The 13,067-nt window shown below is 71.8% G+C and carries 7 protein-coding genes and 1 pseudogene; all 8 read right to left on the reverse strand.

Going from position 1 to position 13,067, the window contains the following annotated elements:
- Positions 1–60: 60 nt before the first annotated feature.
- Complete coding sequence (gene holA, locus BM028_RS15325; RefSeq protein ID WP_071294815.1) at positions 61–1,080, reverse strand: DNA polymerase III subunit delta; 1,020 nt, start codon at positions 1,078–1,080, stop codon at positions 61–63.
- Positions 1,081–1,661: 581 nt separating this feature from the next.
- Positions 1,662–3,437 (reverse strand): annotated as a pseudogene (locus BM028_RS18905) (ComEC/Rec2 family competence protein); the annotation flags it as partial.
- A 12-nt stretch (positions 3,438–3,449) separates the two neighbouring features.
- On the reverse strand, positions 3,450–4,127 hold the full coding sequence (locus BM028_RS15335; protein ID WP_254789624.1) for a ComEA family DNA-binding protein: 678 nt from the start codon (positions 4,125–4,127) through the stop codon (positions 3,450–3,452).
- A gap of 194 nt (positions 4,128–4,321) precedes the next feature.
- Entirely contained in the window at positions 4,322–6,934 is a 2,613-nt protein-coding gene (gene leuS / locus BM028_RS15340) for a leucine--tRNA ligase (RefSeq protein ID WP_441294446.1), read from the reverse strand.
- A 67-nt stretch (positions 6,935–7,001) separates the two neighbouring features.
- Positions 7,002–8,690, reverse strand: coding sequence for a thiol reductant ABC exporter subunit CydC (gene cydC / locus BM028_RS15345; RefSeq protein ID WP_092387598.1), 1,689 nt, complete (start codon positions 8,688–8,690; stop codon positions 7,002–7,004).
- On the reverse strand, positions 8,687–10,375 hold the full coding sequence (gene cydD / locus BM028_RS15350) for a thiol reductant ABC exporter subunit CydD (protein WP_092387600.1): 1,689 nt from the start codon (positions 10,373–10,375) through the stop codon (positions 8,687–8,689). Before cydD ends, cydC begins: the two co-directional genes overlap by 4 nt.
- 9 nt (positions 10,376–10,384) lie before the next feature.
- The gene (cydB, locus tag BM028_RS15355; protein ID WP_070418676.1) at positions 10,385–11,389 is read right to left on the reverse strand and encodes a cytochrome d ubiquinol oxidase subunit II; all 1,005 of its coding nucleotides are present in this window, start codon (positions 11,387–11,389) and stop codon (positions 10,385–10,387) included.
- A complete protein-coding gene (locus BM028_RS15360; protein WP_070418675.1) occupies positions 11,389–12,801 on the reverse strand; it encodes a cytochrome ubiquinol oxidase subunit I in 1,413 nt (470 codons plus the stop codon). The genes cydB and BM028_RS15360 overlap by 1 nt, the downstream gene beginning before the upstream one ends.
- Positions 12,802–13,067 lie beyond the last annotated feature (266 nt).

Below are 13,067 nucleotides of genomic sequence, written 5' to 3' on the forward strand. Positions count from 1 at the left end.
CGTGCGGTGCCGTCCGAGTCGCGTCGCGTCGCGTGCGCAGTTCGGGAGGCGCGGCTCGCCTCAGCGCGCCTCGCCGCGCCGGGCGATGGTGCGGACCATGACCTCGAGCGCGTAGTGCGCGTCGCGCGAGCCACCCTTCACCGCGGTGTCGGCCTCGGCGATGCTGATGATCGCGTTCGCGAGCCCGGACTCGCTCCACCCCGCGACGTCACGCTGTGCCCGCTGTACCTGCCACGGCGCCATGCCGAGCGCCGAGGCGGCCTGACCGCTCGGCCCGCGGAAGGCACTGACCTTCGCCATCGTGCGGATCTTCGACGCGAACGCCGCCACGATCGGCACCGGAGCCTCGCCCGTGGAGAGCGCGTGCCGCAACTCGACGATCGCCGGAGCCGAACGGCCGGCGAGTGCGATGTCGGCGACCTTGAACGCGTTCGTCTCGACGCGACCGCCGTAGTACTTGTCGACGACCTTGTCCGTGATCTCGGCGGCTTCGTCCGCGAGGAGCTGCCGGCACGCGGCCGCGAGCTCGGCCAGGTCGTCCGCGAACGCCGCGACGAGGGTGCGCACCGCCGAGGGCGCGATCTTCCGTCGGGCAGCGCGGAACTCCGCCGTGACGAAGTCGATCCGGTCGGTCTCGCGCTTGAGCTCGTCGCACTGCACCTCGACGCCCCCGCCGACACCGCTGCGGATCGTGTCGAGCAGCTTCTTGCCGCGCACTCCCCCACCGTGGCGCAGCACGAGCGTGACGTCGTCCGCCGGGGCACCGAGGTACGAGATGGTCTCGGTGATGAACGCGTCGGTGCACTTCTCGACGTTGGTGACCCGGACCAACCGGGGCTCGCCGAACAGGGACGGACTCGCGAGGGTGGCGAGGAGGCCGGGAGCGTACTGGTCGGCTTCGAGGTCGTGCACCTCGAGCGCGGGGTCCTCGCCCAGGAGCAGGTCGCGCAGGACGCTGCTCGCTCGCTCGGCGAGGAAGGTCTCGGGCCCCGTGACGAGCACCACCGGCGCAGGGCGGATGCCCGACCAGGGCACCTGGTCGATCTTCGCTGCGGCGCGGACGGGCTTCTTGGCGGCCATGCCTCGATCCTACGGGCGACCGCTGACGCCGAACGCTCCGTCCACACCCGGAAGGCGTCGGGTCCGTCCCGTCCGACGACCACGGTCCCCTGCTGGTCGGTCCGGTACGCGCGGGTGCCCGCGGCCGAGAGCACGTCCAGCGCCGAGCGGGTCGGGTGGCCGTACGTGTTGTCCGCACCGACGCCGATGAGCCCCACCGCGGCCGCGGTCTCGCGGTAGAGCACCGGATCCTGGTCGGCCGAACCGTGGTGCGCCACCTTCACGACCTCGATCGTGGTCCCGGGCAGGGCCTGCGCCCCGGTGTCGGCCTGGGTCGCCAGGACACCGCGGAGCCGTCGCTGCGCGGTCTCCCCCAGGTCTCCGAGGAACAGCCCGCTGACACACGACGTGCAGCCCGACCCGGGTTCCGTGCGGAGGACCAGACTCGCGTCGTTGCCGGCGTCCCGCGCGCCCGACCGCGGCCACAGCACCCGCCACCGGAGCGGCCCGAGCGTGCCCGACGTCGTGTCGTCGGCCGTCCGGACGTCGATGCCCGCGTCGACGAGCGACCGGAGGACGCGCTCGTCCTCAGCCCGACCCGTCGGCCCGACGAGCGCGGTCGTCACGCGGTCCGCGACCGACGCGACCGCACCGACGTGGTCCCGGTCGAAGTGCGTCAGCACGAGCAGATCGACCCGGTCGACGCCGAGGAGGTCCAGGCAGGCGCTGAGTCGCTCCGGATCGTCGCCGACGTCCACCAGTGCGGTGCCGCTCCCGCCGCGGACGAGCACCGCGTCGCCCTGTCCCACGTCGCACGCGGCGACGGCCCAGTCGCCGGGCAGCCCCGCGCGCACGACGAGTCGTGGCACGGCGACGGACACGATCCCGACCGCTGCGACCGTGCACACGGCGAGGAGCAGGCGGAAGCGGACCGCTCGGGGCGCAAGGACCGCCGCCGCGACCGAGGCGCTCACGACGGCGGCGCCGACCACCCCGAGCACGCCGGCTGGCCAGGGCGCTGCGGCGTACGGGAGCGCAGCCGCTCCGTGCGCGACGCCTCCGATCGCGCTGGCGGGCGCCCACGCCACCGCGGCGAGCACCGAACCGCCCCACGGCCACAGCGGCGCGGTCAGGCACGCGGCGAGCCCGATCACCGTGACGATCGGCGCGAGCGGCTCGGTCAGCAGGTTCGCCGGGACAGCGTAGGTCGGGAACGTGGCCGACAACGGGATCGTGACCGGCCAGCAGGCGAGCTGCGCCGCGACGGGGATCGCCAGCGCTGCCGCCACCGGCGTCCACATCCGTCGTGCGAACAGCGCCGTCAACGGCGGACCGAGGACCACGATCCCACTCGTCGCGAGCACCGACAGGGCGAACGCGAACGACCGGGCGTACCAGGGGTCGACGACGAGCATCCCGACCACGGCGAGGGCGATCAACGGGACCCCACGCACCGGACGTCCCGCGAGGTGCACCACGAGCACGACCACCGCCATCACCGTCGCCCGCACGATCGAGGGGTCCGGACGGACCAGCACCACGAACGCCAGCAGGAGCGCGACCGCCACCACCGCCCGACCTGCTCGCGGGAGGCGGACGACCCGCCCCAGCACGACCACGAGTCCCACGATCACCGCGCAGTTCGCGCCGGACACGGCGGTCAGGTGGGTGAGCGCCGAGGTCTCCATCGCGGCCTCGGTCGCGGGGTCGAGTCCGCTCCGGTCGCCGATCGCCAGACCGCGCAACAACGAGGCTCCGGGTTCCGGCAGGGTCGCGCTCGCGGACACGAACGCTCGGCGTGCCCGATCGGTGGCCGCGAGGAGTCCCGTCGGCGGCTCGGTCCGGACCTCACCGCGCAGGAACACCACGAACGACGTCGAGCTCCCCGGCTCGTCCGCTTCGAGCGTGGCCACCCCGCGCACCCGACTCCCCGCGGCGGCAGCCCCGCCCGCGCCGCGCGCCGTGGGGACGACCCGAATCGGCACACGCAGCCCGACGACTCCCTCCGCAGCCACCAGGGTCCCGACGACCGACCTGTCACCCGGCGCGAGGTCCCGGTCGAGCACGACCTCGACGGCGGCCGTCCGGACACCGTGGAGGACGGCAGGGCTCCGCCGATCGTCGCCGACCACCACGGCGACCGCCACCGTGGTGCAGAACGCGGCCGACGCCACCACGAGCCCCACGACGCCCAGCGCCCGCCGCGGACAGCCGACCACCAGCCATGCGATGCCGCCGCACGCGACGGCCGCGCCGACGAGCCCGAACCACCCTGCGCTGCCCGATATCCCGACCAGCACCGCCGCGCACACCCACGCAGCCGTCGCGGGACCGGCCACTCGCAGGTCCCGCACGCCGGGAGCGAGGTCGACCGCCACCGCCGGCCCCGATCAGACCCGCACGCGGTCGCGGAGCTCCGCGAACCGGACGTCACCGATGCCGCTGACGTCGAGCAGGTCCTCGACGGCGGCGAACCGTCCGTGCTCGTCGCGCCACGCGAGGATCCGGCCCGCGAGCGACGGCCCGATCCCGGGCAGGGTCTCGAGCAGGGTCTGATCGGCCGTGTTGAGGTCGACGACGGCATCGACGGCAGACCCGGCACCACCACCGGCACCATCCGACCCGGCTCCAGCACCGCCGCCACCGCTCCCGCCCGAACCCTCAAGCGCTGCCGGGATGTCCGTCTCCCCCACCGTCGGCACGTACAACCGCTCGCCGTCCACCAGCACCCGCGCGAGATTCAGCCGAGCCAGGTCCGCGTCGTCACGAGCACTCCCGGCCCGCTCGACCGCGTCGGACACACGGCTGCCCCCGGGCAGCGTCACGACGCCCGGACGTGCCACCGCCCCGACGACGTGCACGACCACGAGCTGGGCTGCCGACGAGGACGGAGGACCCCCACCCGGAGAACGGGACGGCACCGCCGACGGAGCGCCCGCCACCGACAGCGGACCGTTGCCCGCACCGCCCGCCGACGATGACGCACCCGACCACGACCCGACCGCCACCACGACCCCGGCGACCAGGACGACGAGCCCCGCCAGCAGGACCGCCGTCCGCGGCGACAACGCCAGCCCAGCGGCCCACGACCGCGCAGACCCACCCGCCGACACCGCCCCAGCCCCGCCGGACGGTCCCGTGGCTCCACCATCACCAGACGACATACCCGCACGCTACGGAGCCCGACCACCCGGCCGGACCCCGCAACGACGATCGGTGGACGACCGTCCGCCCGCCACACCTGTGGAGGACGAACGGCGCGCTACCCCTTGATCGCGATGTTCACGAGCTTCGGCGCCCGCACGATCACCTTCACGATCTCGCGGTCCCCGATGTACCGCTGGACGTTCGCCGACGCCCGTGCGAGCGCCTCCAGCTCCGACGGCTCGATCGACTTCGACACCTCGAACGAGTCCCGCACCTTGCCGTTGACCTGCACGACCGCGGTCAGCGACTCCTGCACGAGCAGCGTCGGGTCGGCCTTCCGCCAGCCGTACGTGGCGACGGTGGCCTCGTAGCCCAGCTTCTCCCACATCTCCTCGCCGGTGTACGGCGCGAAGACGCTCAGGCCGAGCGCGATGGTCTCGACGGCCTCGCGGACGGCGGGGTCAGCCGCGCCCGGACCGTTGTCGATCGCCTTGCGGGTGACGTTCACCAGGTCCATGAGCCGCGCGATCACGACGTTGAACTTGAACGACTCCATCATCCCCGGCGCATCGGCCAGGAACCGGTGCGTGACCTGCCGCAGGGCGCGGTCGCCGTCCGCCCACACGACGTCCGGCGACGACGTGACGTCGAGCGCCAGCCGGTAGGCACGGGCGAGGAAGCGGGCCGAGGCGGACGGGGAGACGTCCTCCCAGTTGATGTCGTCCTCTGGAGGCCCGGCGAAGCCCATCACCAGGCGGATCGCGTCGACACCGTTCGCGTCGAGCTCGTCACCGAGCGAGACGCCACCCTTCGACTTCGACATCTTCGAGCCGCCGGACAGCACCATGCCCTGGTTGAGCAGCGCCGAGAACGGCTCGGTGAAGTCGAGGTAGCCGAGGTCGAACAGCACCTTGGTCACGAACCGCGCGTACAGCAGGTGCAGGATCGCGTGCTCGATGCCGCCGATGTACTGGTCGACCGGGGCCCACTTGCGTGCAACCGCGGGGTCGAACGCCTGCGTGTCGTCGTTCGCCGCCAGGAAACGCAGGAAGTACCACGAGGAGTCGACGAAGGTGTCCATCGTGTCGGTGTCGCGGAGCGCGGGGGTGCCGTCCACCGGGTTCGGCACGTTCACCCAGTCGGTCGCGCCACCGAGCGGCGAGGTGCCCTTCGGCTTGAGGTCGAGCCCCTCGGTGTCGGGCAGCCGGACGGGCAGCTGGTCCATCGGCACCGGGTGCTCGGTGCCGTCGGCGCCGTGGATGATCGGGATCGGGGTGCCCCAGAAGCGCTGGCGCGAGATGAGCCAGTCGCGCAGGCGGTAGGTCTTGGCTGCACGGCCGGTGCCGCGCTCCTCGAGCAGGGAGATCGCCGCGGTGATCGCGTGCTGCTTGGACATGCCGTCGAGCGGGCCGGAGTTGATCATCCGACCGGTGCCGGTCAGGGCCTCACCCGTCGACACCGGGTCGAGCGCGGGCAGGTCCTCGAGCGAGGCACCCTCGGGGATCACCGGGATCGCCCCGGTCACCGCGGCGTTCGTGTCGACGACGACCTTCACCGGCAGGTGGAACGCCCGCGCGAAGTCGAGGTCGCGCTGGTCGTGCGCCGGGACGGCCATGACCGCGCCGTGACCGTAGTCGGCCAGCACGTAGTCGGCGGCCCAGATCGGCAGGCGCTCCCCCGTCAGCGGGTGGATCGCGAAGCGACCGAGCGGCACACCGGTCTTCGGGCGGTCGGCGTTCTGCCGGTCGATCTCCGACGTCTTCTGCGTGGCGACGAGGTATGCGTCGAACGCAGCCCGGACGTCGTCCGACACGGATGCGTCAGCCACCAGCGCAGCAGCCAGGTCCGAATCCGGCGCCACCACGAGGAACGTCACCCCGTGGATCGTGTCCGGACGCGTGGTGAACACCGTGACGGGCTCGTCGCGGCCCTCGATCACGAAGTCGACGTCCGCGCCGACCGAGCGGCCGATCCAGTTCCGCTGCTGCGCGATGACCTTCGCCGGCCACCGGCCCTCGAGCTGGTTGAGGTCGTCGAGCAGCCGGTCCGCGTACTCGGTGATCTTGAAGTACCACTGCGTCAGCTTCTTCTTGACGACGACCGCACCGGAGCGGTCCGAGGTGCCGTCCGGCAGCACCTGCTCGTTCGCGAGGACGGTCTGGTCCACCGGGTCCCAGTTGACCCAGCTGTCCTTGCGGTAGGCCAGCCCCTTCTCGTACATCTTCAGGAACAGCCACTGGTTCCACTTGTAGTACTCGGGGTCCGAGGTGTGGATCTCGGTGGTCCAGTCGAACGACGGCGCGTAGCGCTTGAACGACGCCTTCTGCTGCTCGATGTTCGCGTAGGTCCAGTCCTTCGGGTCGACCCCGCGCTTGATCGCCGCGTTCTCGGCCGGCAGCCCGAACGAGTCCCAGCCGATCGGGTGCAGCACGTTGAAGCCCTGCTGCCGCCAGTACCGCGCCACGAAGTCGCCGAGCGCCCAGTTCTCGGCATGCCCCATGTGCAGGTCGCCGGACGGGTACGGGAACATCTCGAGGATGTACTTCCGCGGACGCGTGTCGTCGAGGTCGGTCGTGAAGAGCCCGAGCTCCTCCCAGCGCGGCTGCCACTTCTCCTGCAGACGACGGAAGTCGTAGGCGTTCGGGTCCTCGGGGTACGGCTCGGTGGTCACGGAACTCTCATTCAGTCTGGAGGCACGGATCACGTCCGTCGGACGCGCTCCGGTCATCAAGGATATAAGCCTGGAGGAACGGATCACCGCACCGGAGTCGACCCACCGCCGACCGGTGCTCGGCTCACACCGCAGCGAGCCGCCCGTCGCGCATCCGCAGCGTCCGGTCGACGAGGTCCGCCGCCACCGGCACGTGCGACACGACGACGACCGTCCTGCCGTCCTGCCGCGCGGCCCCGACGAGGTCGCGCAGCACGGTGTCGCCGAGGTCGGGGTCGATGTCGGCCGTCGGCTCGTCGAGCACGAGCACCGGGAACGCGTGCAGGAGCGCCCGGGCGAGCGCGAGCCGGTGCGCCTGCCCGCCGGACACCAGGGCACCGCGCTCCCCCACGCCCGCGTCGAGTCCACCGCGTCGCTGCACCCACGACCCGAGCCCGACCCGGTCGAGCACGGCGAGCAGGTCCTCGTCGGTCGCGGTGTCGCGGGCGAACAGCAGGTTCTGCCGCACGGACTGGTCGAACACGAACGGGTCCTGCTCGATCAGCCCGACGCGGGCGCGGACGGCGTCGGGGTGCATGTCCTTCGCCTCGACCCCGTCGAGCGTGTACGAGCCCTCGTGGTCGACGAACCGGACGAGCGCGTCCACGAGCGTCGACTTGCCCGCGCCGCTCGGTCCCTCGAGCACGACGACCTCGCCGGGTCGGAGGTCCATCGACACCCGGTCGACGGCGGCCGCCGCGGCACCGGGCCAGCGCACCGTCACGTCGCGCAGCGAGACGGCGACGGGCCCGTCGACCACGAGCGAGGCGGGATCGGCGTCCGCGTCCGGCTCCGGGACGATGCCGGCCGGCACCTCCGCCGGGACGACCCGCTCCACCCGGTCGGCCGCGGCTCGGACCCGGCGCAGCGTCAGCACCGCGAGCGGGACCCCGCCGACGACCTCGAACAGGGCGAGCGGCACGAACACGGCGAGGGCCCAGAGCGGTCCGTCGAGCGCGCCGGTGACGACCGCGGGGGCGCCGACGGCCAGGATCCCGATGACCGCGCCACCGCCGACGAGGCCGACCAGGGCCCCGACGAGTGACTCGACCGTCCCCCGGCGCCGCACGGCCGCGGTCACCCGGGCATCGAGCCGGGCGATGTGGTCGAGCCGTTCGTCGAGCGTGCCGTATGCGGCGAAGACGTCGAGCGTCCGCACCGTGTCGAGCACGAGGTCGGCGACGTGCCCGCGTTCCGCGGCCGTCTGCTCGTCGGAGCGCCGTGCGATCGAGAGGGTGACGACCGACCCGAGCAGCGCGGCCACGGCGAGGGCGACGAGCAGCACAAGCGCCGCCGGCACCGACACGAGCGCGACCGCGACGACGGAGAGCAGCGCGGCCACGCCGGCGGACACGAGCGGACCGACGACGCGGATGGGCAGGTCCTGCAGCCGGTCGGTGTCGGTGACGAGCCGCGTGAGGAGGTCGCCGCGACCGGTGGAGCCGAGTCCCGCCGGAGCGATCGACGACAGTCGGCGGTACATCTCGGTGCGCACGACCGCGAGCTGCCGGAACGAGGCGTCGTGTCCGGCGAGGCGGTCCACGTACCGGAGCGCCGCACGGCCGAGCGCGAACGCGCGGACGCCCACCATCACGAGCGTCAGGTAGAGGATCGGCGGGTGCTCGGCCGCACGCGTGATGAGGTACCCGCTCGCGGCGAGGAGCGCCACGGCGCAGACCGCACTGAGCGCACCGGCCGTGACCGCCTTGGCCCAACCGGCCCCGTGCGGCATCGCGAGCCGCAGAACGGAGGCGGGCCGCGCCTCCCGGGTCATGCCCGCACCCCGTCCGCCCGGGTGACCGCGACCGCGTCACCAGGTCGCCCGTCGACTCGGGCGACCGCGACCGCGCCGTCCGGCCGCACGTCGACGCGGACGTCCGCCGCCGCGACGACCGCGGGCCGGTGGCTCGCGACCACGACGACGGCCCCGTCGTCGGCGAGGCGGCGGAGCGTGCGGACGACGTGCGCCTCGGCGTCGGCGTCCAGCGCGGAGGTCGGCTCGTCGAGCAGCACGAGCTGCGTCCCCGTCCGCCGCGCGCGGTACAGGGCGCGCGCCACCGCGACGCGCTGCGCCTGGCCGCCGGACAGGCCGCTGCCGCCGGAACCGACCTGGAGGCGCGGGTCGAGTCCCAGCCCCGCCTCGCCCAGGGCGGTGCGGACCGCTGGCTCGTCGGGGGTCGCGCTGAGCGCGACGTTCTCGGCGATCGTGCCGCGGACGAGTCGTGGGCGCTGGTCGGCCCAGGTCGTGCGCTCGGCGACCGTGCTGCCGTCGGGGCCCGGCACGGTCACCGTGCCGTCGTGGGGCAGGGCACCGCGGACCGCGGCGATGAGACTGGACTTGCCGGAGCCGCTCGGTCCGGCCAGGACGACGATCGTGCCCGGTCCGGCGCGGAGGTCGAGCGGACCGATCACGACGTCGGGACGGCGCACGGTGAGTCGGTCCAGCACCAGGTGGTCGGCGGCGGGGACGGCTCCGGGACGTGCCGCGGGCGCCGTGGTGTCGTCGAGGACGTCGAGCACGGCGGTCGAGGCCTCGACGCCGTCCTGTGCCGCGTGGAAGTCGGCGCCGACCTGGCGGATCGGGGCGAAGGCCTCCGGAGCGAGGACGAGCACGAACATCGCGGCGCCGAGCCCGAGCGAGTCGTCGACGAGTCGGATGCCGATCGACACCGCGACGAGCGCGACGGACAGGCTCGCGGCGAGCTCGAGCGCGAACCCGCTCACGAACGACAGCCGCAGGACCCCGACGGTGCCACGACGGTACTCGTCGGTGACGGTGCCGATGCGTCCGACCTGGCGCCGGGCACGGCCGAAGACCTTGAGCGTCGCCAGCCCCTCGACCGCCTCGGTGAAGGCACCGCCGAGCTTCGCGAGTGCGTCCGACTGCTTCCGCTGGAGCGCCTGCGTCGCGAGGCCGATGAGGATCATGAACACCGGGATCACGGGCAGGGCGCAGAGCACGATCAGGCCGCTGGTCAGGTCGCCGAGCCCGATCGCGACGACGAGCATCGGCGTGGCGATCGCGGTGAGGGCCAGCTGCGGCAGGTACCGGCCGAAGTAGGCATCGAGGGCGTCGAGCCCGGGGCCGAGCGTGGTCGCGAAGGCCGCACTCGAGCGCTCGGCGAGCCACGACGGTCCGCGCTCGGCCGCCCGGGCCAGGACGGTCGCGCGCAGCTCGCTCTTCACCTTCGCCGCCGCACGTGCGGCGAGGTCGTCGGTGGCCCAGGCGGCCACGGCCCGGACGACGAACGCCGTGCCGAGGAGCGCGAGCGCCGGGGTGAACGCGTCCGGGACGCTGCCGTCACGGACGGCGTCCACGCCGAGGGTCACCGCCGCGGCGATCCCCCACGCGATCGCGATGGTCGCGAGCGTGCGGAGGACACCCGTGCCGGCGGCCGCGACGATGAAGCCACGGGCCGTCCGCGACAGCCGCAGCAGGCGCGGGTCGAGCGGCTTCACCGTCGCCGCCTAGTGCGCGGCCTGGGTCACGTGGGCCCGGGACACGCGCTTGCGGAAGATCCAGTAGGTCCACGCCTGGTAGGCGAACACGAGGGGCACGAAGATCAGTGCCACCCAGCTCATCACCGTGAGCGTGTACGAGCCGCTCGAGGCGTTGTAGACGTTCAGGCTGTTCGCCGGGTCGTTCGTCGCGGGCATGACGTCCGGGAAGATCGCCGTGAACATCGCCAGGACGATCGCGGCGATGGTGACCGCCATGAGCGTGAACGCCCGGCCCTCCTTGCCCCAGGCGGTGCAGAGCACCGCGAGGACCAGGGCGAGCGCGGCGACGACCGACAGGACGATCGACGTCGGGGTGGACCGCACGAAGGCCATCCAGACCAGGAACGCTGCGCCGACGACGATCGTCAGCACGCCCGCCCGGGTCGCGAGGCGCTTCGCACGCGCACGGATCTCACCCTCGGTCTTCAGCGCGACGAAGACGACGCCGTGCGTGAAGAACACCAGCAGCGTCGCCACGCCGGTGAGCAACGCGAAGGGGTTGAGCAGGTCGAACACCGTGCCGGTGTAGTTGTGGCCGGCGTCCATCGGGATGCCCCGGACCACGTTGCCGAACGCGACGCCCCAGAGGAACGACGGCACCGCGCTGCCGACGATGATCATGAGGTCGAACCGGCGCTTCCACTCGAGGTGCTTGTTCTGGTGCCGGTACTCGAACGAGACGCCGCGGGCGATGAGCGCCGCGAGGATGAGCAGGAGCGCCAGGTAGAACCCGGAGAACATCGTGGCGTACCACTCGGGGAACGCCGCGAACAGGCAGGCGCCCGCGACGATGACCCAGGTCTCGTTGAGGTCCCACACCGGGCCGATCGTGTTGATCAGGACCCGACGGTCGGTGTCGTCCTTGCCGAGGAACGGCAGGGACATGCCGACACCGAAGTCGAAGCCGTCGAGGACGAAGTAGCCGACGAAGAAGACGCCGACGATCGCGAACCAGAGAACGGGGAGATCCATCAGTAGACCGTCACTTCGTGCTTGACCTCGCCGGTCTCCTCGTCGACCTCCGCCGGGGCGGCGGGGCCCTCTTGCGCGACCTTCTTGATGAGCCGGAACTCGACCACCGCCAGGGAGCCGTAGATGAGCGTGAAGACGATGAGCGAGATGAGGACCTCGACCCCGGTGACGTTCGGCGAGACGCCGTCGCTCGTCTTGAGCAACCCGAACACGAGCCACGGCTGGCGGCCCATCTCGGTGAAGATCCAGCCGACGATCATCGCGGCCATCGGCAGCGGGACGGTCCAGGTGGCGATGCGCCAGACCCACCGCTGGGTCGGGAACCGGCCCTTGCGGGTCAGCCAGAGCCCGACGAGCGAGACCAGCACCGCGCCGACACCGAGCGCGATCATCCAGCGGAACGACCAGTAGGTCACCCAGATGATCGGCTTGTAGTCGCCGGGGCCGTAGACCTGCGAGTACTGCGCCTGCAGGTCGTTGATGCCCTCGACCGTGCCGTTGAAGGTGTGCGTCGACAGGAACGAGAGCAGGTACGGCACACGGATCGAGAACAGCTCGTGCACGCCGTCCGGGGTGCCGAGCGTGAAGATCGAGAACGAGGCGTCCTTGCCGGTGGCGGTGTTGTACAGCGCCTCGGCAGCGGCCATCTTCATCGGCTGGGTGTCGACCATCGTGAGGCCGAGCTGGTCGCCGGTGAGCACCGTGAGCGCCCCCGCGGCCAACATCGTCCACATGCCGAACTTCAGCGCCGGCATCATCGTCTCGAGGTTCTGGTTGCGCGCCAGGTGGTACGCGGCGACCGAGATGATCACCGCGGCGGCGACCATGAAGCACGCGAACAGGGTGTGCGGGAAGGCGGCCAGCGCGACCTTGTTGCCGAGCACGGCCCAGATGTCCGTGAGCTCCGCACGCCCCTTGGCCTCGTTCATGGAGAAGCCGACCGGGTGCTGCATGAACGCGTTCGCGGCGATGATGAAGTACGCCGACATGATCGTGCCGGCGCTGACGCACCAGATGCTCGCGAGGTGCAGGCCCTTCGGCAGGCGGTCCCAGCCGAAGATCCAGATGCCGATGAACGCCGCCTCGAAGAAGAACGCGAGGATGCCCTCGAGCGCGAGCGGGGCGCCGAACACGTCACCGACGAACCGGGAGTAGTTCGACCAGTTCATGCCGAACTGGAACTCCTGCACGATCCCCGTCACGACGCCCATCGCGAAGTTGATGAGGAAGATGCGCCCGAAGAACCGGGTCAGCTGGAGGTAGTGCGCGCGCCCCGTCCGGTACCAGGCCGTCTGGAACACGGCCACGACGACGGCCATGCCGATCGTCAACGGGACGAAGAGGAAGTGGTAGATCGTCGTCAGACCGAACTGCCACCGCGACAGGAGGAGCGGATCGAGGATGTCGTTCATGCGGCGTTTCCGAGCCGGTTCGCCGCGCGCTGTTGGTGCACGTCAGTTGCTTCCTGTGGAGGGGAACTTCTGCTGTCACAACCGTTGGGACACGAACACGGTACCTCGCGGACACATGGTTCGACAAGTTGTAGAACCCTCAGTGCACGGATGTGCAGCGCGATTGCACGGCACAACCGTGCGGAACAACGGTGCGGGTACCTGATCCCGGAACGACGACAGGTGCCGGGCAGTTGCCCGACACCTGTCGTTCAGTGCTGGTTGGG

This window comes from Curtobacterium sp. YR515, from assembly GCF_900113095.1.
GTDB lineage: Bacteria > Actinomycetota > Actinomycetes > Actinomycetales > Microbacteriaceae > Curtobacterium.